At 70.9% G+C, this 19470-nt stretch carries 15 protein-coding genes; 9 read left to right on the plus strand and 6 right to left on the minus strand.

Going from position 1 to position 19470, the window contains the following annotated elements:
• Positions 1 to 177: 177 nt before the first annotated feature.
• Both M2157_RS09795 and M2157_RS09800 read left to right on the plus strand, forming a co-directional pair.
• Positions 178 to 2280 (plus strand): MMPL family transporter, encoded by a 2103-nt coding sequence (locus M2157_RS09795; protein ID WP_280861426.1) that lies wholly within the window; start codon positions 178 to 180, stop codon positions 2278 to 2280.
• A 344-nt stretch (positions 2281 to 2624) separates the two neighbouring features.
• On the plus strand, positions 2625 to 3857 hold the full coding sequence (locus tag M2157_RS09800; RefSeq protein ID WP_280861427.1) for an Ig-like domain-containing protein: 1233 nt from the start codon (positions 2625 to 2627) through the stop codon (positions 3855 to 3857).
• 7 nt (positions 3858 to 3864) lie between these two features.
• On the opposite strand, the gene M2157_RS09805 is transcribed toward M2157_RS09800, so the two are convergent.
• Positions 3865 to 4650 carry a helix-turn-helix transcriptional regulator gene (locus M2157_RS09805; protein ID WP_280861428.1) on the minus strand — a complete coding sequence of 262 codons (786 nt, stop codon included), beginning with the start codon at positions 4648 to 4650 and terminating at the stop codon, positions 3865 to 3867.
• A 64-nt stretch (positions 4651 to 4714) separates the two neighbouring features.
• On the opposite strand from M2157_RS09805, the gene M2157_RS09810 reads away from it, so the two are divergent.
• Positions 4715 to 5524, plus strand: a complete 810-nt coding sequence (locus M2157_RS09810; protein ID WP_280865035.1) for an SDR family oxidoreductase — start codon at positions 4715 to 4717, stop codon at positions 5522 to 5524.
• A gap of 228 nt (positions 5525 to 5752) precedes the next feature.
• Positions 5753 to 7138 (plus strand): glycoside hydrolase family 16 protein, encoded by a 1386-nt coding sequence (locus tag M2157_RS09815; protein ID WP_280865036.1) that lies wholly within the window; start codon positions 5753 to 5755, stop codon positions 7136 to 7138.
• Between the two features lie 56 nt (positions 7139 to 7194).
• On the opposite strand, the gene M2157_RS09820 is transcribed toward M2157_RS09815, so the two are convergent.
• The 5 genes from M2157_RS09820 to M2157_RS09840 all read right to left on the minus strand — a co-directional run bounded on the left by M2157_RS09820 (position 7195) and on the right by M2157_RS09840 (position 11947).
• Positions 7195 to 8217 (minus strand): TolB-like translocation protein, encoded by a 1023-nt coding sequence (locus M2157_RS09820; protein WP_280861431.1) that lies wholly within the window; start codon positions 8215 to 8217, stop codon positions 7195 to 7197.
• Entirely contained in the window at positions 8214 to 9533 is a 1320-nt protein-coding gene (locus M2157_RS09825) for an MFS transporter (RefSeq protein ID WP_280861432.1), read from the minus strand. Before M2157_RS09825 ends, M2157_RS09820 begins: the two co-directional genes overlap by 4 nt.
• 5 nt (positions 9534 to 9538) lie before the next feature.
• Positions 9539 to 10429, minus strand: a complete 891-nt coding sequence (locus tag M2157_RS09830) for an alkaline phosphatase family protein (RefSeq protein WP_280865037.1) — start codon at positions 10427 to 10429, stop codon at positions 9539 to 9541.
• 205 nt (positions 10430 to 10634) lie between these two features.
• Entirely contained in the window at positions 10635 to 11021 is a 387-nt protein-coding gene (locus M2157_RS09835) for a VOC family protein (RefSeq protein WP_280861434.1), read from the minus strand.
• Positions 11022 to 11032: 11 nt separating this feature from the next.
• Positions 11033 to 11947 carry an AraC family transcriptional regulator gene (locus M2157_RS09840; protein ID WP_280861435.1) on the minus strand — a complete coding sequence of 305 codons (915 nt, stop codon included), beginning with the start codon at positions 11945 to 11947 and terminating at the stop codon, positions 11033 to 11035.
• A gap of 146 nt (positions 11948 to 12093) precedes the next feature.
• On the opposite strand from M2157_RS09840, the gene tkt reads away from it, so the two are divergent.
• Genes tkt through pgi form a run of 5 tightly spaced genes read left to right on the plus strand, consistent with a single transcriptional unit; the run spans position 12094 to position 19467 of the window.
• Positions 12094 to 14169 (plus strand): transketolase, encoded by a 2076-nt coding sequence (gene tkt / locus M2157_RS09845; protein WP_280865038.1) that lies wholly within the window; start codon positions 12094 to 12096, stop codon positions 14167 to 14169.
• 19 nt (positions 14170 to 14188) lie between these two features.
• Complete coding sequence (gene tal / locus M2157_RS09850; RefSeq protein ID WP_280861437.1) at positions 14189 to 15334, plus strand: transaldolase; 1146 nt, start codon at positions 14189 to 14191, stop codon at positions 15332 to 15334.
• The gene (gene zwf / locus M2157_RS09855) at positions 15331 to 16866 is read left to right on the plus strand and encodes a glucose-6-phosphate dehydrogenase (RefSeq protein ID WP_280861438.1); all 1536 of its coding nucleotides are present in this window, start codon (positions 15331 to 15333) and stop codon (positions 16864 to 16866) included. The genes tal and zwf overlap by 4 nt, the downstream gene beginning before the upstream one ends.
• The gene (gene opcA, locus M2157_RS09860; protein ID WP_280861439.1) at positions 16863 to 17798 is read left to right on the plus strand and encodes a glucose-6-phosphate dehydrogenase assembly protein OpcA; all 936 of its coding nucleotides are present in this window, start codon (positions 16863 to 16865) and stop codon (positions 17796 to 17798) included. The genes zwf and opcA overlap by 4 nt, the downstream gene beginning before the upstream one ends.
• The gene (gene pgi, locus M2157_RS09865; RefSeq protein ID WP_280861440.1) at positions 17791 to 19467 is read left to right on the plus strand and encodes a glucose-6-phosphate isomerase; all 1677 of its coding nucleotides are present in this window, start codon (positions 17791 to 17793) and stop codon (positions 19465 to 19467) included. The genes opcA and pgi overlap by 8 nt, the downstream gene beginning before the upstream one ends.
• Positions 19468 to 19470: the final 3 nt, after the last annotated feature.

The following is a 19470-nucleotide window of genomic DNA, read 5'->3' on the forward strand; positions in this document are numbered from 1 at the left end:
GTCTCCTCGGTCAACTCCGCGACCGGTACCGGAGATTCCTCCCTCCGAGGAGTGAGAGAGCGCCCCGTCTCACCCGTACGGCGGAGGCCCGGAAACCGCCCGCCCCGGCGATCCGGTGATCACGCCCGCGGCACGAATCTGGGGCGGTATCACTCCTCGACCCGCCGGGAGGCGACCGTGCTCTCCACCCTCGCCCGGGCAGCGACCCGCCGCCCGCTGACCGTCATCGGCCTCTGGGCCGCCTTCCTGCTGCTGGGCTTCGGCCTCGGGACGGGCGTCTTCGCCGATCTCTCCGACGACGTGCCCGACGTGCCCGGCACCGAGTCCGACATGGCCGACGACTATCTCTCCGGCGTGGACCCGACCGGCGAGTCCGTCACCGCGGTCGTCGCGGGCGTGCCGGTCTCCGACGCCGCCCTGCGCGCCCAGGTCGAGCGGACCGTCGCCGAGGTCCGGAGGATCGCCGGGGTGGCCGAGGTACCGGACCCGTACACCACGCCCGGTCTCACTGCCCGCGACGGCCGGGCCCTCGTCGTCCCCGTCACCTTCGAGGGCGGCCTGAGCGACGAGGCCGAGGAGGAGGCGACGGACTCGGCCGTCGAGACCATCAAGCGGATCGACGCGCCCGACGTCCACGTCAGCGGCGGCGAACTGCTCGGGCGGCAGCTCGGCGAGCGCGCCCAGGAGGATGTGAAGAACGCCGAGTTGATCTCGCTGCCGGTCGTACTCGCCCTGCTGCTCGTCGTGTTCGGCGGACTGCGCGCCGCCGCGCTGCCGCTGGTGATCGCGGTGAGCGGGATCGCGGGTGCCTTCCTGGGACTGTTCGCCTTCAGTCAGGTCACCGACATCTCGGTGTACGCGATCCAGGTCACCACCATGCTGGGCCTCGGACTCGCCATCGACTACGCCCTGTTGATGCTGGTCCGCTTCCGCGAGGAACGACGGCACACCGAGGACGTCATCGAGGCCGTGCACCGCACAGTCGACGCGGCCGGCCGGACCGTGCTGTTCTCCGGGCTCACCGTGGCCGTCAGCCTGACCGGCCTGCTGGTCTTCCCGAGCGTGTTCCTGCGCAGCATGGGCCTGGCCGTCGCCGCCGTCGTGGTGGTCGACATGCTGGCCGCGGTCACGCTGCTGCCCGCGCTGCTCACGAAGTTCGGGGGCAGGATCCGGCCCTCGAAGGCACGCTCCCAGGACGAGGAGGGCCGGGTCTTCGCCCGCCTCGCCCGCTTCGCGCAGCGCCGCCGGATCGCCGTCCTGGTCACCGTCGTGCCGGCCCTGCTGCTCCTCGCCCTGCCCGTGACCGGCCTGCGGATCGCCATCGGCGACGCCCGGCAGCTGCCTTCCGGTACCGAGGCACGGCAGTTGTACGACACCGTCGACGCGCACTTCCCGAAGGGCACCGGCGTCTCCCCCGTGACCGTCGTCCTGAAGCCCGGCACCGACACCGCGACCGCCGACCGCATCCGCACCCTGGTCCCGAACTCCGAGTCCCGCGCACTGCCGGGCGGCAACACAGTCGTAGAGCTGCAACCGCCCGGCAGCGTGGACGGCAGGGCGGCCACCGACCTCGTCGAGCGGGTACGGGACGTGCGCGGCACCGAGCCCGCCGAGGTGACCGGGGTCGCGGCCCGGCTGGTCGACTTCCGCGCGATGCTCGCCGACCGGGCGCCCTGGGCGGCCCTCACCGTCCTGGCCGGCATCTTCGTCCTGCTGTTCGCCTTCACCGGCTCGGTGCTGATCCCGCTGCGCACGATCGCGACCACTCTGCTCAGTCTGGGCGCGGCGCTCGGCGTGGTGGTGTGGGTCTTCCAGGACGGCCACGGCGCCGGACTGCTCGGCGGCGAGGGGCTGGGCGCGCTGAGCCTGACCGCACCGCCGCTGATCGTGTCGATCGCGTTCGGGCTCGCCATGGACTACGAGCTGTTCATCCTGGCCCGGATGCGGGAGGCGCGGCAGCGCACCGGGGACGACCACGAGGCCGTGGTGACCGGGCTGCGCCGCTCCGGGCGGGTCGTCACCTGTGCCGCCCTGCTCCTCGCGGTCGTGTTCGGCGCCTTCATGACCGGCGGGTTCTCCCCCATCCTCCAGATCGGCCTCGGCCTGACCCTGGCGGTGCTGATCGACGCGACGGTCGTACGGATGCTGCTGGTCCCGGCGACCATGGCGCTGCTCGGCCGGCGCGCCTGGTGGGCGCCCGGGCCGCTGCGCCGGGTGCACGACCGGTTCGGGCTGCGGGAGGCGGCCGCGGCCCAGCCGTCCGTGCCCACGAAGGTCTGACGGCTGCGGCGTACGGTGCCCGGACGCTCCCGGCGAGCGCCCGGGCACCTCGCGCGTCCCCGGGGCGACCACGGTGTCCTGGGCCAGGAGACAGGCCTGGGCGCGTGAAACGCCCCGGTCGCCGGCGATGCGGGTGACGGCCTCGACGGTGGAAGCCCCCACGTAGTGCCCGCTGAACGACCGGCGGAACCGGTCGGCCGCGCGGTGCGAGAACGACACCTGCGAGTCCCGTTTCAGCGACTCCTTACCGGAATCTCAGACAGTCATCCACCGTTTCAAAGGATCAACCCAGGTACGAGGCGCACGATGCACCCGCAAAGGTGGATATCTCAGGAAGGTGTGCCGTGGGCGTCCCGCACATATCGAACCGGTCCGAGCGACAGCCGGAGAGGTGGTCCCGGCGCGGGATGCTCGCCGCCCTGGGTGCCGTGCCGGCGGCCGTCGTCCTGACGGGCTGCAGCGGATCCGCGGACGCCTCGGAGGGGACGTCGACCGCGTCCGCCCAGGTGGCCGCGGAGAAGGCGGCCATCACGGTCACCCCCGCCGACGGGACCAGGAAGGCCGACTTCGCCACCCCCGTCGAGGTCACCGTGACCGACGGCACCCTGGCCTCCGTGAAGGTGACCGGCAACGACGGCTCCACGCTGGCCGGGTCGCTCAACGACGCGAAGACCACATGGACTTCGACGACGAACCCCTACTCGGGCACCAGGTACACGGTCGCGGTCACCGCACAGGACGGCACCGAGGAGACGGCGGCCTTCACGACGAAGTCCCCCGGCGAGACGTTCGTGGGCTGGTTCACCCCCGAGGCGAACACCACCTCCGGCGTCGGCATGCCGGTCTCCATCAACTTCTCGCACGCCGTGTCCGACAGGGCCGCCGTCCAGAAGGCGATCACGGTGACCGCCGAACCCGCGGTCGAGATCGTGGGCCACTGGTTCAGCGACACCCGGCTCGACTTCCGGCCCGAGACCTACTGGGCGGCCGGCACGAAGATCACGCTCGGCCTGCGGCTCAAGGACGTCCAGGGCACGGCCGGCGTCTACGGCGTGCAGTCCAAGGACGTCACCTTCCACATCGGCCGCGAGCAGATCAGCACGGTCGACCTGTCCACCAAGGAGATGGTGGTCAGGAGGGACGGCGAGACGATCGCCACGTACCCCGTCTCCGGCGGCGACTCCGACCACACCACCTGGTCCGGGATCATGGTGATCAGCGAGCGGTTCAAGCAGACCCGCATGGAGTCCTCGACGGTCGGCCTCGGCGACGAGTACGACATCTCCGACGTCCCGCACGCCCAGCGGCTGACCACCTCCGGCACCTTCGTGCACGGCAACTACTGGGCGCCCACCTCGGTGTTCGGCAGCCGGAACACCAGCCACGGCTGCGTCGGCCTGCACGACGCCAAGGGCGCGGACGACAGCTCCGTGGACGGCTACAAGTTCTACGAGAGCTCCCTGCTCGGCGATGTCGTGATCGTGAAGAACTCCGGCGAGAGGACCGTGGAACCGTCGAACGGGCTCAACGGCTGGAACCTGTCGTGGTCCGACTGGAAGGCGGGCAGCGCGGTCTGAGACAGCGTCAGAGCAACCTGGCGAGGGCTTCGGCGGAGGGGCTCGAGGGCACCGCCTGGTAGACGATGATCACCTGTTGCTCCGCGCCCCCGACGGTGAGCGCCTGCCGCCGCAGGGCGAGTTCCCCGACGTGCGGGTGGGCGAACCGTTTGAGCTCGTCGCGGGAGGGCCGCGCGTCGTAGCGCGCCCACAGGCCGCGGAAGTCCTCGTCCGTCTCCAGCTCGGCCACGAGCCGTACGGTCACGGGGTCACGCGGGTCGGCCTCGGCGCGCAGGGCCGCGACGGTCTGCGCGGCGATCTCCGGCCAGTCGGGGAACAGCCGGCGGGCCGCGGGATCGAGGAACATGTCCCGGACCAGGTTGCGCCCCGGCTCGTACATCGGCGCGAGCGCGCGGGCCCACTTGTTGGCGGCCAGCACCTCGAACCGCCGGTTGCGCACATACGCCGGTGTGCCCGCCCACGCGTCGAGCAACTGGTGCAGGTCCGGGGCGACTTCGGTCTCCGCGGGCCGTACGGGATCGGGGGCGGCGAGCGCGAACAGATGCGCGCGGGTGTCGGCGTCCAGTTCCAGCGCCCGCGCGAGCGCCCGCAGCACCTGCGGCGAGGGATGCTGGTCCACGCCCTGTTCCAGCCGGGTCAGATACGGCTCGCTGATGCCGGCCAGCCGGGCCAGCTCGTCCCGGCGCAGTCCCGCGACCCGGCGTCTTCCGTGGGCGGGCAGGTCCGCGCGCGAGGGCGGCACCCGTCCCCGCCGGGCCTTCAGGAACTCTCCGAGCGCGTTGCCGGCCGCCATGGCCGAAAGGGTAACCCTGCGGGGGTGCTGGCTGCCGTCCTGTGGGAGGCGCAGGGTCGAGGGCATGAAGAAGACCTGGTTCATCACCGGCGCGTCCCGCGGCTTCGGCCGGATCTGGGCGGAGGCCGCCCTTTCCCGAGGCGACCGGGTGGCCGCCACCGCCCGCCGCCCCGAGTCCCTCGAGTCTCTCGTCGACACCTACGGGGACAGCGTCCTGCCCCTCGCCCTGGACGTCACCGACCGGGCGGCCGCCTTCGCCGCCGTCCGACGGGCCGCCGACGCCTTCGGCCGCCTCGACGTGGTCGTCAACAACGCGGGCTACGGCCTGTTCGGCATGGTCGAGGAGACCACCGAGGAACAGGCCCGCGCCCAGCTGGACACGAACGTGCTCGGCCCGCTGTGGGTGACACAGGCGGCCCTGCCGCTCCTGCGCGCCCAGCGCGGCGGGCACATCCTGCAGGTGTCCAGCATCGGCGGCCTGGCCGCCTTCCCCTCCCTGGGCCTCTACAACGCCTCCAAGTGGGCGCTTGAGGGCATGAGCGAGGCGCTCGCCCAGGAGGTCGGCCCGCTCGGCGTCCGCGTCACGATCGTCGAACCCGGCCCCTACGGCACCGACTGGTCCGGCTCCTCGGCGGTGCACGCCGAGCCCCTCGCCGCCTACGAGCCGATCCGCGAGGCCCGCCGGGCCGGTGCCGGCGCCCGGGCGCCCCAGGATCCGCGGGCCACCGCCGAGGTCGTCCTCGAACTGGTCGACACGGACGAGCCGCCCCTGCGCCTGTTCCTGGGGACGTATCCCTATCCGGTCGTGGAAGCCGCCTACCGCCGGCGACTGGACACCTGGGAGGCCTGGCGGCCCCTCGCCGCCAGGGCCTGACGCGGACGTGCGGGCCGGCGCCTCGGCAGCAGCCTGGGCGAACGGCGCCGGTCCGCACCTTTCACTGGGTGAACTCACCTGCGCCGCAGCGACTTTCACTGTTTCACCTCTTGACGGCCGGAGTGGCCGAGAGCACATTGGGCGCACTTTGAGAGCGCTCTCAGAGCGCGCTCGAAGGGCACCCCCGCACCCGCACCCCCACTCCGTACTCGAGAGGCAGCACCCCCCATGAGTGAAACCTCCGGCATACCCAGACGGCGGCGAGCCCTCGTCGCCGTGCTGAGCACCCTCGGTCTGGCCGCCGCCCTCGCGACCGCGGCCACCCTCCCCGCCGACGCCTCCGCCCCCACACCGCCCACGGGCTGGTCGCAGGTCTTCCTCGACGACTTCAACGGCTCCGCCGGGTCCGGCGTCAACACCTCCAACTGGCAGTACTCCACCGGTACTTCCTATCCGGGCGGCCCCGCCCACTGGGGCACCGGCGAGGTCGAGACGATGACCAACAGCACCAGCAACGTGGCGCTGGACGGCAACGGCAACCTGCGCATCACGCCGCTGCGCGACTCGGCCGGCAACTGGACCTCGGGCCGTATCGAGACCAACCGCACCGACTTCCAGCCCCCGTCCGGCGGCAAGCTGCGCGTCGAGGCGCGTATCCAGATGCCCAACGTCACCGGCACCGCGGCCGAGGGCTACTGGCCGGCGTTCTGGGCACTGGGCGCGCCCTACCGCGGCAACTACCAGAACTGGCCGAGCGTCGGTGAGCTGGACATCATGGAGAACGTCCAGGGCATGAACCGCGTGTGGGCCACGATGCACTGCGGCACCAACCCGGGCGGCCCGTGCAACGAGACGACGGGCATCGGCAACAACGTCGCCTGTCCGGGCTCGACCTGCCAGTCGGCGTTCCACACCTACACCATGGAGTGGGACCGTTCGGTGAGCCCCGAGACGATCCGCTTCCTCGTGGACGGCACCCAGTTCCACTCGGTCAACGCGAGCCAGGTGGACGCGACGACCTGGGCCAACGCCACGGGCCACGGTTTCTTCCTCATCCTCAACGTGGCGATGGGCGGCGCCTTCCCGGACGCGTTCGGCGGCGGTCTCGACTCCGGCACCCAGTCCGGCGTGCCCATGACCGTCGACTACGTCCAGGTGCTGTCGGCCGGTGGGAGCGGTACCACGCCTCCGCCCACGGGCGGCGTCGACGCCTACGGCACCATCCAGGCGGAGTCGTACAACAGCCAGAGCGGCGTGACCGCCGAGACCACGACGGACACCGGTGGCGGCCAGGACATCGGCTCGCTCGCGAACGGTGACTGGGCGCTGTACCAGAACGTCAACTTCGGCTCCACGGCGGCGAATCAGTTCGTCGCGCGCGTGGCGAGCGGCGCGGCGGGCGGCGTCAGCGGTCTGGTCGAGGTGCGCCTGGACAGCCGTACCGCCACTCCGGTCGGCAGCTTCTCGATCGCCGACACGGGCGGCTGGCAGTCCTGGAGAACGGTCCCGGCGAACATGAGCTCCGTCACCGGCACGCACAACGTGTATCTGACCTTCACCAGCGGCCAGCCGGCCGACTTCGTGAACGTGAACTGGTTCACCTTCGGTCACTGACCGGTGTGTTGACGCTGCCCCGCGAGGCCTGTGCGGTCTCGCGGGGCGGCGTTCCGTCACCCCAGGTAGGCGGGGGCGACCGCGGAGGTCATCAGGCGGCGGGCCGTGCCGGTGCCGTCGGCGGGGACGGTCCACAGGTCGGAGCCGTAGTCGCCGGGGAGGGCGTAGACGAGGGTGTCGTCGTCGGCCCACAGTGCCTGGTCGTCGATGTCGCGCGACTCGGCGGTCGCGGTCTCCTTCATGGTGCGCAGGTTCAGGACGTACAGGCGCCAAGGGGCGTCGGGCGAGGCCCCCTTGACACGCTTCTTGTAGGCGATGCGGGTGCCGTCGGGTGAGAGGGAGGGGCATTCGACGTTGCGGTGCAGGGTGGTGAGCGTGCGCGCGGTCACGTCGCCCCGCACGAGGTACGTCCGGCCGCCGGTCGCCAGCGTGGCGTAGAAGTGGTGGTCGTCGGCGAAGGTGACGCCCCAGACGTTGGTGTCGGCGGCATGGTAGGTCCGGCCGTCCTTGACGATGTGGAACGTCTCCAGGTTGTCGTCGATCGCCCAGGTGCGGGTGTCGACGACGGCCGTGCGGGTGGAGAAGTTCGTTCCGGCGTACGAGTCTCCGCTGACGAACACCGTCCAGGCGACCATGTGTCCGGAGGGCGAGACCCGGGCCCGGGTGGGGATGCCGGCCGCCGGGAAACGGTGGCGTTCGCGCAGGTGCGCGTCGAGCACCACCGCGCGGTAGGTGTCCTCCAGCGCGCCGTGCACGGCCTGGAGGCAGATGCCGGTGCCGGCGGCCGCGTGGAAGCGCAGGCACTTCACCCCCGAAGCGGTGCGCGGGCCCTGCGGATCGTCGGCGGGGACGGTGGCGATCTCGTCGCGGTGCGGTCCCCAGGCCAGGTTCCGTACGAGCAAGCGGCGCCCTGCCGTCGGCCGCAGCGAGACGGTGCCGGCGCGCACGGTCGGACCGTTCGCCTGCTGCCGGTCCCTCATGCCCGAGCGGTGGGCGGCGTACAGGACCGACCCGGTGCCGACCGCGCCGAGCAGCACGACGGCGACGAGGAGGGTCAGCAGACGGGTCGTTCGGGTCATGCGGACACCTCGTCGGTGGTTGCGGGGGTCGCGTCCGTACCGCGCAGGACGAACGCGGACATGACGGCGGCGGCGGCCAGTGCGGCCGCGGTGACGGCGAGCGCGGTCCGCCCGCCCCACAGGCTCCACGCCGCGCCGAAGGCGAGCGAGCAGGCGAAACGGGCCAGCGCCTGTCCGGTGCCCACCAGGGCCTGCCCGGCGCCCTGGTGCCGGGCGGGGACGGCTCCGGCCGTGGCGGCGGCGAGCACGCCGTCGGTGGCCGCGTAGAAGGTGCCGTGCAGCACGAGGACGGCGATCACCGCCCAGGCGCCGTGCCACGGGGAGAGCACGAGGCCGTAGCCGAGCAGCAGGACGCCGTGGCCGGCCAGGAAGAGCCGACGACGGCTGACGCGGTCGGCCAGGGCGCCGAGCGGCACGGCGAGCAGCAGGAAGAAGGCGGCGGTGCCCAGCGGCAGCAGCGGGAACAGGTGGGCGGGCAGGTCCCCTTCACGCTGGAGCAGCAGATACAGGAAGGAGTCGCTGACGGTGGTCAGGCCGAGCAGGGCCGCGCACACCGTGAGACGGCGCAGTTCCGGCCGGCGCAGCAGCCCGATCGCGTCACGCAGCGTCGGCGGCCGGTCCGGCTCGGGCGGTGGCGACCGTCGTACGGCATCGGCGGGGGCGTCGATGCGGCGGGGCACGAAGAGCACCAGCACCAGGACGCCGAGTACGGCGACGCAGCCGCTGACCGCGAAGACCGCGTCGTAGCCGTCGACGGTGGCCCGCAGGACGGCGAAGGCGACCAGCGGGCCGAGGAGCGCGCCGGTGGTGTCCATGGCACGGTGGACGCCGAATGCCCTTCCTCGGTGGGCGGGTTCGCTCGCCAGCGAGATCATCGCGTCCCGTGGGGCGGTGCGCAGTCCTTTGCCGGTCCGGTCGGCCGCGAGCACGGCGCTGAGCACGGGGAGGGTGTGGGCGAGGAGCAACAACGGTTTGCACAGGGCCGACAGACCGTAGCCGAGGCCCGCCACGACCTTGTGGCGGCGGCCTCCCCGGTCGGCGAGGTGACCGCCGGCCAGCCGGACGAGGGCGCCGACGCCGTTGTTGATGCCGTCGAGGAGGCCGAAGCCGAGCGGCGAGAGGCCGAGGCCCGCGACCACGTACAGCGGCAGGACGGCCGTGACCATCTCCGAGGAGACGTCCGTGATCAGGCTGACCGCGCCCAGGGCCAGCACGGTGGAGGGCACGGCGGCCGGCCGCCGCCCCGGACGGGTGTCCGGGACGACGGCGGCCTCGGTGCCGCGGGAACCCGTGCTCCGGGAGTCCGCGAGGTACACGGGCGTCAGTTCCAGATGCCGGTGATGTCGGAGGCCGAGGCGGCGTTGCCCGCGTGGGCACTCAGACCGGCCAGGTCCTCCACGGTGCGCAGCACGTTGTAGTGGTTGTAGGTCGTGGAGCTGGAGCTGCCGGGGGTGACGTGCTGCCCGTAGAACAGGGTGGGGATGCGGTTGCCGGAGAGCTTGTTGTCCTCGTCGAAGGTGACGGCGAGGATGCTGTTGTGGGTCTTGGCCCAGGTGGCGTAGGCGCCCAGGTTGTTCTTGATCCAGGTGTCGCCGGTGGAGACCGAGCAGTCGTGCATGTCGCTGCACAGGTTCGGGACGACGAAGGACACCTTGGGCAGGGTCGTGTAGTCGGCCGGGAACTGCGCGAAGGTCTTCGCGGTGCTGGTCGGCACGTTGGAGAAGCCGAACCACGGATTGTGCTTCTGCGCGTAGTTCCCGCTGCTGCAGGTCGTCGAACCCTGGCTGGGCAGCGACTCGTTGTAGCTGGCCCAGGTCTTGCCCGCGGCGATCAGCTCGGAGGCGAGGTTGGGCTTGTTGATGGAACCGACGCCGACGCAACTGTCGTCGGTGCGGCCCTGGTTGGAGCCGGAGAAGAGCATGTAGTAGTTCGGCTCGCTGGGGTGGGTGAGGCCGTAGGACTGGGTGAGGTTGGCGCCACCCGCCTTGAGGGTGTTGTTGAGGTAGGGGGCGCTGGAGCTGCCGATGACCTGCGAGTAGGCGTGGTTCTCCAGTACCACGACCACGACGTGGTCGGGGGTGGGGAGAGCGGCTGCCTCGGCGGTGGAGGCCGTTGCGGCCCACACGCCGATCGAGGTGGCGGTGAGGGCGAGGGCTCCGGCGAGTGCGGAGAGGGAACGTCGGTTGCGCTGCGGTGCCTTGACGGCGGCCATGACTGTCCTCCGGACAGAGGTGACGGACGTTCGGGGGAGCGGCGCCGCAACCCTAGGAGCCTTCGGCCGGGTCCGCGTGAAGGCCGGGCGAACCGTGGGTTCCGCCGGGCAAAGATCACCCCACGCACAGGTCACGCACTGCAAAGCGCGAGTCAAGTGGCCGTCATTCGGGACCAGTTCGGCGGGATGCCAGCAGTGGATGCCGTCAGCCCTCGCCGATGAGACAGAACTCGTTCCCCTCGGGATCGAGCAGCGTCAGATGGTCCGTGTACCGGTCCCGGACCGACGCACCGAGCGCGACGAGCCGTTCGGCCTCCGCTCCCACGTCCGTGGCGAACAGGTCCAGGTGGACCCGGTTCTTGACGCTCTTGCCCTCCGGCACCAGCTGGAACCACAGTCGGGGCCCGCCCAGCGAGGACTCGACGAGCACGGTCGGGTCGTCCTCGACGTCCGTGATCCCGAGGGACCTCAGCCGGGCCAACTCCTCGTCGTCGTACGGGGCGACGGCATACCCGTCCATCGCGGCCGCCCAGAACCGCGCCGTGGCGGCGGGGTGGGCGCAGTCGAAGACGATGTCTCGCAGTCGGGCCATTCGGTGCACTCCTATCGAAGTTCCGTCCGGAACGCCGCCGGCGTCATCTCGGTGTGCTGCTGGAAGAACTTCGAGAAGTTGGCCGCGTCCGGGAACCCCACCGCCGCCCCCACCCGCCCGATCGGCATGTCCGTGTGGGCGAGCAGCCGCTTCGCCTCCAGCACGACCCGCTTGTCGATGAACCCCTTGGGGGTCTCCCCGGTGGCGGCGCGCACCGCACGCACCAGGGTCCGGCGGGAGTAGCCCAGCGCGTCGGCGTACGCGCTGACACTGTGGTTCGTGGCGAAGCCCTTCTCCACCGCGTCCCGGAACAGGGTGAACGTCGACTCGGTCCGCCGCCCCGCCTCGGCCGAACTGGCCGCGAGGTGGGCCAGGCGCAGCAGGAACGCCGTCAACGAGTGCCGCAGGACCGAGGTGTGCAGGCTCATCGGGAGGGTCGAGGTGTCCTCGTACTCCCGCTGCAGCTGGACCAGTGAGGCCTGAAGGCCCGTCAACTGAGCGCCGGAGGGCCGCAGCAGTGGCGGCAGGTCGTAGCGGTAGAGCCCCGTCGCCTCCACCGTCGCCCGCGGCAGGAAGCCCGGTTGCATGGCCAGCACGGTTCCGCGGTACTCGCTCGTCGGTGAGAAGCGGTGGACCTGACCCGGCCGGATCCACAGCAGGTCGCCCGCCGTCGCCTCGTACTCGGCGAAGTCGATCATGTGGCGCACGGGACCGCCGTCGAAGAGCATCACGACATGGAAGTCGATGCGGTGCACCCGCTCCAGCGGGGCGTCCGCGTGCCACGTGCGGCCGGTGCCCATCGCGCCGACCTGCATGCCGACTCCGCCCACGCTCAGCTCTATGGGGAAGGGGAACGTTCTGATCCCGTCCACTCCGCCGTCACCGTGTCCGCCAAGGATGGACTCCTGGGCTGTTCTGTCCGCCATGTCCTTCTCGTGCCGCCTGCCTGGAGCGATCCGTGTCCCACTTTCACCACAGGCTGACACACCGCGACCTTCCCCCGTAAAAGTCAGACTTTTAAGTTTGAACGCGTCAGACCAGCTACTTCGCTCCGATCGAGGACTTCTTGAAGATGAGCACGCAGACACCGGACAGCTTCGAATGGACCGAACTCGACCGGCGTGCCGTCGACACCGCCCGCCTGCTGGCGGCGGATGCCGTGCAGCAGGTCGGGAACGGCCACCCCGGCACCGCGATGGCTCTGGCCCCCGCGGCGTACACGATCTTTCAGAAGGTGATGCGTCACGACCCGGCGGACCCCGAGTGGACCGGCCGTGACCGCTTCGTCCTCTCCCCCGGGCACACCTCGCTGACGCTCTACACCCAGCTCTACCTCTCCGGGTACGAGCTGGAGCTCGACGACCTGAAGGCGTTCCGGACCCACGGCTCCAAGACGCCCGGTCACCCGGAGTACGGGCACACCGCCGGTGTCGAGACCACCACCGGTCCGCTCGGCCAGGGTGTCGCCAACGCCGTCGGCATGGCGATGGCCGCCCGCTACGAGCGCGGCCTCTTCGACCCCGAGACCCCCGAGGGCGAGTCCCCCTTCGACCACACCATCTGGGCGATCGTCTCCGACGGCGACCTGGAGGAGGGCATCTCCGCCGAAGCCTCCTCGCTCGCGGGCCACCAGAAGCTCGGCAACCTGGTCTTCGTCTACGACGACAACCACATCTCCATCGAGGGCGACACGGCGACCGCCTTCTCCGAGGACGTGCTGAAGCGGTACGAGGCCTACGGCTGGCACACCCAGCGCATCGAGCCCGGGGCCGACGGCGACATCGACGTACCCGCCCTGTACGCGGCCCTGAAGTCCGCGCAGGCCGAGACCGGGCGGCCCTCGATCATCGCGATGCGCACGATCATCGCCTGGCCCGCCCCGAACGCCCAGAACACCGAGGCGGCCCACGGCTCCGCGCTGGGCACCGACGAGGTCGCCGCCACCAAGCGGGTCCTCGGCTTCGACCCCGCGCGCACCTTCGAGGTCGCCGACGAGGTGCTGGCCCACTCCCGCAAGGCCCTCGACCGGGGCGCCGACGCGCACGCCGCCTGGGACAAGCAGATCTCCGTATGGCGCGGTGAGCAGCCCGAGCGGGCCCGGCTCTTCGACCGGATCGTCGCCGGCCAGCTCCCCGAGGGCTGGGAGTCCGCGATCCCGGTCTTCGAGGAGGGCAAGTCCGTCGCCACCCGGGCCGCCTCCGGCAAGGTGCTCCAGGCCCTCGGCGCGGTGCTCCCCGAGCTGTGGGGCGGTTCCGCCGACCTCGCCGGCTCGAACAACACGACCATCGACAAGTCGAGCTCCTTCCTGCCGAAGGGCAACCCGCTGCCGGAGGCCGACCCGTACGGCCGAACGGTCCACTTCGGCATCCGCGAGCACTCGATGGCCGCGGAGATGAACGGCATCGCGCTGCACGGCAACACGCGGATCTACGGCGGCACCTTCCTGGTGTTCTCCGACTACATGCGCAACGCCGTACGCCTGTCGGCGCTCATGCAGCTGCCCGTCACCTACGTCTGGACCCACGACTCCATCGGCCTCGGCGAGGACGGTCCCACCCACCAGCCGGTCGAGCACCTCGCGTCGCTGCGCGCGATCCCGGGCCTGAACATCGTCCGCCCGGCCGACGCCAACGAGACCGCGACCGCCTGGGCCGAGATCCTCCGCCGGCACGCCACCGACCCGGCCCCGCACGGTCTCGCGCTCACCCGCCAGGGTGTGCCGACGTACGCGCCGAACCCGGACGCGGCCAAGGGCGGGTACGTCCTCGTCGAATCGTCCGGGGAGACGCCCGACGTCGTCCTCATCGCCACCGGCTCCGAGGTCCAGCTCGCCGTCGCCGCGCGGGAGCGGCTGGAGGCGGAGGGGGTCGGCACCCGGGTGGTGTCGATGCCGTCCGTGGAGTGGTTCGAGCAGCAGCCGCGGGAGTACCGGGACAGCGTCCTTCCGCCGTCCGTGCGAGCCCGCGTCGCAGTCGAGGCCGGTATCGGTCTCACGTGGTACCGCTTCACAGGTGACGCAGGACGCATCGTCTCCCTCGACCACTTCGGCGCCTCCGCCGACGCGAAGATCCTGTTCGCCGAGTACGGCTTCACCGCCGAGAACGTCGCTGCAGCAGCCCGGGAATCCGTGGCCGCCGCGCGTGGTTGATCCGATCGCCAGAAAGAAGATGATCACAGTGACCGAAGCAACCGCGACCGCGGGAGCACTCAAGCGCCTGTCCGACGAGGGCGTATCCATCTGGCTGGACGACCTGTCTCGGGGGCGGATCGAGTCCGGGAACCTGGCCGAACTGGTCGGGACGAAGCACGTGGTGGGTGTCACCACCAACCCGTCGATCTTCCAGGCCGCCATCGGCTCGGGAGCGGGCTACGAGGAGCAGCTGACCGACCTCGCCACCCGGGGCGTCACGGTCGACGAGGCCGTACGGATGATGACCACGGCCGACGTCCGCGCCGCCGCCGACGTGCTGCGTCCGGTGTACGACGCCACCGGCGGCCGGGACGGCCGGGTCTCCATCGAGGTCGACCCGCGCCTGGCCCACGACACCCGGGCGACGATCGCCGAGGCCAAGCAGCTCGCCTGGCTCGTCGACCGCCCGAACGTCATGATCAAGATCCCCGCGACCAAGGCGGGCCTCCCGGCGATCACCGAGGTCATCGGCCTCGGGATCAGCGTCAACGTCACGCTGATCTTCTCGCTGGAGCGCTACCGCGAGGTCATGGACGCCTACCTGGCGGGTCTGGAGAAGGCCGCGAAGAAGGGCCTCGACCTCTCCACGATCCACTCCGTCGCCTCCTTCTTCGTCTCCCGCGTCGACTCCGAGATCGACAAGCGCCTGACGGTGCTGGGCACGGACGCCGCCCTCGCGCTCAAGGGCAGGGCGGCCCTCGCCAACGCGCGACTCGCCTACGAGGCCTACGAGGAGGTCTTCTCCGGCGAGCGCTGGACCGCCCTCGGCGGCGCCCGCGCCAACAAGCAGCGCCCGCTGTGGGCCTCGACCGGCGTGAAGGACCCGGCCTACAAGGACACCCTCTACGTCGACGACCTGGTCGCGCCCGGCACGGTCAACACCATGCCGGAGGCCACCCTGAACGCCACCGCCGACCACGGTCTGATCACCGGCGACACGGTGACCGGCGGCTACGCGCAGGCCCGCGCCGACCTGGCCGCCGTGGAGGCGCTGGGGATCTCGTACGACGAGGTCGTGCAGCAGCTGGAGGACGAGGGCGTCGCCAAGTTCGCGGTGGCCTGGCAGGACCTGCTGGACGCCGTCACGAAGTCGCTGAACAGCAAGGGAGTTGACGCGGAATGACCGTCACCGCCGACTGGGAGAACCCGCTGCGCGACGAGCGCGACCGGCGCCTCCCCCGGATCGCCGGACCGTCCGGACTCGTCATCTTCGGCGTCACCGGCGACCTGTCCCGCAAGAAGCTGATGCCGGCCGTCTACGACCTCGCCAACCGCGGCATGCTGCCGCCGGGCTTCTCGCTCGTCGGGTTCGCCCGCCGGGACTGGGAGGACGAGGACTTCGCGCAGATCGTGCACGACTCGGTGCGCGAGCACGCGCGGACCGAGTTCCGTGAGGAGGTCTGGCAGCAGCTCGCCGAGGGGATGCGGTTCATCCCGGGCGACTTCGACGACGACACGGCGTTCAAGCAGCTGCGCCAGACCGTCGAGGAGCTGGACAAGGCCCGCGGCACCAGCGGCAACTACGCCTTCTACCTCTCCGTACCGCCGAAGTTCTTCCCGAAGGTCGTCCAGCAGCTCAAGAAGCACGGGCTGGCGAACGCGCCCGAGGGCTCCTGGCGGCGGGCGGTCATCGAGAAGCCGTTCGGCCGCGACCTGAAGAGCGCCCGCGAGCTCAACGCCCTCGTGCACGACGTGTTCGAGCCGGACCAGGTCTTCCGCATCGACCACTACCTCGGCAAGGAGACCGTCCAGAACATCCTGGCGCTCCGCTTCGCCAACCAGATGTACGAGCCCATCTGGAACCGGTCGTTCGTCGACCACGTCCAGATCACGATGGCCGAGGACATCGGCATCGGCGGCCGCGCGGGCTACTACGACGGCATCGGCGCCGCCCGTGACGTCATCCAGAACCACCTGCTCCAGCTCATGGCGCTGACCGCCATGGAGGAGCCGGCCGCCTTCGACGCCGAGTCGCTGCTCACCGAGAAGCTGAAGGTCCTCAGGGCCGTGAAGCTGCCGGAGGACATCGGCGCGCACGCCGTGCGCGGGCAGTACGCGGGCGCCTGGCAGGGCGGCGAGAAGGTGCTCGGGTATCTGGAGGAGGAGGGCATCGACCCGGCCTCCACGACGGACACGTACGCCGCCATCAGGCTGAACGTCGACAACCGCCGCTGGGCGGGCGTCCCCTTCTACCTGCGCACCGGCAAGCGGCTCGGCCGCCGGGTCACCGAGATCGCGGTCGTCTTCCAGACGGCCCCGCACTCGCCCTTCGACTCCACGGCCACCGAGGAGCTCGGCTCCAACGCGATCGTCATCCGGGTGCAGCCGGACGAGGGCATGACGGTCCGGTTCGGGTCGAAGGTGCCGGGCACCTCGATGGAGATCCGGGACGTGACGATGGACTTCGCCTACGGCGAGTCGTTCACCGAGTCCAGCCCGGAGGCCTACGAGCGGCTCATCCTGGATGTCCTTCTCGGGGACGCCAACCTGTTCCCCCGTCACCAGGAAGTGGAAGAGTCCTGGAAGATCCTCGACCCGATCGAGGAGCACTGGGCGAACCACGGCCGTCCGGCGCAGTACGCGTCGGGTACCTGGGGACCCGAGGAAGCCGACGAGATGCTCGCACGAGACGGACGGAGCTGGCGCAGGCCATGAAGATCGACCTGACCGACACCACGGCAAGCAAGATCAACAAGGCGCTGGTGCAGGGTCGCCGCGCCATCGGCACACCGGCCGTGGGCATGGTCCTGACGATGGTGATCGTCACGGACGAGGAGAACGCCTACGACGCGATCAAGGCGGCCGAGGAGGCCTCGCACGAGCACCCCTCGCGCACCCTGGTCGTCATCAAGCGGCACGCCCGCACCCCGCGCGACCGCACCAACTCGCACCTCGACGCCGAGGTCCGGGTGGGCGCCGACGCCGGCACCGGCGAGACGGTCATCCTGCGGACCTACGGCGAGGTCTCCGACCACGCCGACTCCGTCGTGCTGCCGCTGCTGCTGCCGGACGCCCCGGTCGTGGTGTGGTGGCCGGTGGACGCGCCGGAGAACCCCGCGAAGGACCCGCTGGGCGCGCTGGCCCAGCGCCGGATCACCGACCTGTACGCCGTCGAGAACCCCCTCGAGGTCCTCGCGACCCGGGTCCGCTCCTACGCGCCCGGCGACACCGACCTCGCCTGGACCCGGCTGACCCCCTGGCGCTCGATGCTCGCGGCGGCCCTGGACCAGGCCCGCACCGAGATCATCTCCGGGGCCGTGGAGGCCGAGGCCGACAACCCGGCCGCCGAGCTGCTCGCGCGCTGGCTGGAGGCGCGGCTGAAGGTGCGGATCGACCGCGTGGTCACCGCCGGTCCGGTCGTCACGGCCGTCCGCCTGGGCACCGCGAACGGCGAGGTCGTCATCGACCGCCCCGAGGGCCCGCTGGCCACGCTGTCCCTGCCGGGCCAGCCCTCCCGCACTCTCGCGCTGAAGGTCCGCACCACCTCCGAACTCATCGCCGAGGAGCTGCGGCGCCTCGACGCGGACGAGATGTACGCCGTCGCCCTCCGGGGCGAGGCCACCAAGGAGACCCCCTCTCATGTCTGACTCTCCCAAGCTGACGCGCCGCCCCGAGTGGACCGCGCTGGAGGACCACCGCGCCGGGGGTGCCCCCCATCTGCGTGAGCTGTTCGCGACGGACCCCGGGCGCGCGGAGCGGTACGTCGTGCGCGTCGGCGATCTGCGCATCGACTACTCCAAGCACCTGATCACCGACGAGACCCTGGCCCTGCTCCAGGAACTGGCCACCGCCACCGACGTGTTCGGGCTGCGCGACGCCATGTTCCGCGGCGAGCGGATCAATCTCACCGAGGACCGGGCGGTGCTGCACACCGCGCTGCGCGCCCCCGCCAACGCGGTGGTCGAGGTGGACGGGGAGAACGTCGTGCCGCGGGTGCACGCCGTGCTCGACAAAATGAGCGACTTCGCGAACCGGGTCCGCTCCGGCGAGTGGACCGGCCACACCGGCAAGCGCATCAAGAACGTCGTCAACATCGGCATCGGCGGCTCGGACCTCGGTCCCGCGATGGCGTACGAGGCCCTGCGGGCCTACACGGCACGGGAGTTGACGTTCCGCTTCGTGTCCAACGTGGACGGCGCCGACCTGCACGAGGCGGTGCGGGACCTGGACCCGGCGGAGACCCTGTTCATCGTCGCGTCCAAGACCTTCACCACGATCGAGACGATCACCAACGCCACCTCGGCCCGCACCTGGCTGCTCGACGGCCCGGCCGGACTCCGCGACGACAAGGCCGTCGCCAAGCACTTCGTCGCCCTGTCGACGAACGCCGAGAAGGTCACGGACTTCGGCATCGACCCGGACAACATGTTCGAGTTCTGGGACTGGGTCGGCGGCCGCTACTCCTACGACTCGGCGATCGGCCTCTCCCTCATGATCGCCATCGGCCCGGACCACTTCCGGGAGATGCTCGACGGCTTCCGGATCGTCGACGAGCACTTCCAGAACGCGCCCGCCGAGGCCAACGCCCCGCTGATCCTGGGCCTGTTGGGCATCTGGTACGGCAACTTCCACGACGCCCAGTCGCACGCGGTACTGCCGTACTCCCACTACCTGTCGAAGTTCACCGCCTATCTCCAGCAGCTGGACATGGAGTCCAACGGCAAGTCGGTGGACCGTGACGGCAACCCGGTGGAGTGGCAGACCGGCCCTGTGGTGTGGGGCACGCCCGGCACCAACGGGCAGCACGCCTACTACCAGTTGATCCACCAGGGCACCAAGCTCATCCCGGCCGACCTGATCGGCTTCGCCCGGCCGATCGACGAGCTGAGCGACGAACTCAAGGCGCAGCACGACCTGTTGATGGCCAACCTGTTCGCGCAGGGGCAGGCGCTCGCCTTCGGCAAGACCGCCGAGGAGGTCCGCGCGGAGGGTGTGGCCGAGGAGCAGGTGGCGCACCGCACCTTCCAGGGCAACCACCCCACGACCACCGTCCTGGCCAAGGAGCTCACCCCCTCGGTCCTCGGGCAGCTGATCGCCCTCTACGAGCACAAGGTGTTCGTCCAGGGCGCGATCTGGCACATCGACTCCTTCGACCAGTGGGGCGTCGAGCTCGGCAAGGTCCTCGCCCGGCGCGTCGAACCCGCCCTGACCGAGACGTTTACATCAGCCGCTGCCGCGGCGGGCTCCGTCCCCGGCCTCGACTCCTCCACCACCGCCCTCGTGGCCGCCTACCGTGAACTGAAGGAAGTGCTCTGACAT

Origin of the sequence: Streptomyces sp. SAI-127, assembly GCF_029894425.1 — a bacterium.
In the GTDB taxonomy this organism is placed as follows: Bacteria; Actinomycetota; Actinomycetes; order Streptomycetales; family Streptomycetaceae; genus Streptomyces.

What these genes read in the sequence shown, in the direction of transcription:
- M2157_RS09805 (WP_280861428.1), bottom strand. Translation starts at nt 4,650, where the DNA reads ATGGCGGCCGGCAACGCGCTCGGAGAGTTCCTGAAGGCCCGGCGGGGA.
- M2157_RS09810 (WP_280865035.1), top strand. Translation starts at nt 4,715, where the DNA reads ATGAAGAAGACCTGGTTCATCACCGGCGCGTCCCGCGGCTTCGGCCGG.
- M2157_RS09815 (WP_280865036.1), top strand. Translation starts at nt 5,753, where the DNA reads ATGAGTGAAACCTCCGGCATACCCAGACGGCGGCGAGCCCTCGTCGCC.
- M2157_RS09820 (WP_280861431.1), bottom strand. Translation starts at nt 8,217, where the DNA reads ATGACCCGAACGACCCGTCTGCTGACCCTCCTCGTCGCCGTCGTGCTG.
- M2157_RS09830 (WP_280865037.1), bottom strand. Translation starts at nt 10,429, where the DNA reads ATGGCCGCCGTCAAGGCACCGCAGCGCAACCGACGTTCCCTCTCCGCA.
- M2157_RS09835 (WP_280861434.1), bottom strand. Translation starts at nt 11,021, where the DNA reads ATGGCCCGACTGCGAGACATCGTCTTCGACTGCGCCCACCCCGCCGCC.
- M2157_RS09840 (WP_280861435.1), bottom strand. Translation starts at nt 11,947, where the DNA reads ATGGCGGACAGAACAGCCCAGGAGTCCATCCTTGGCGGACACGGTGAC.
- tkt (WP_280865038.1), top strand. Translation starts at nt 12,094, where the DNA reads ATGAGCACGCAGACACCGGACAGCTTCGAATGGACCGAACTCGACCGG.
- tal (WP_280861437.1), top strand. Translation starts at nt 14,189, where the DNA reads ATGATCACAGTGACCGAAGCAACCGCGACCGCGGGAGCACTCAAGCGC.
- zwf (WP_280861438.1), top strand. Translation starts at nt 15,331, where the DNA reads ATGACCGTCACCGCCGACTGGGAGAACCCGCTGCGCGACGAGCGCGAC.
- opcA (WP_280861439.1), top strand. Translation starts at nt 16,863, where the DNA reads ATGAAGATCGACCTGACCGACACCACGGCAAGCAAGATCAACAAGGCG.
- pgi (WP_280861440.1), top strand. Translation starts at nt 17,791, where the DNA reads ATGTCTGACTCTCCCAAGCTGACGCGCCGCCCCGAGTGGACCGCGCTG.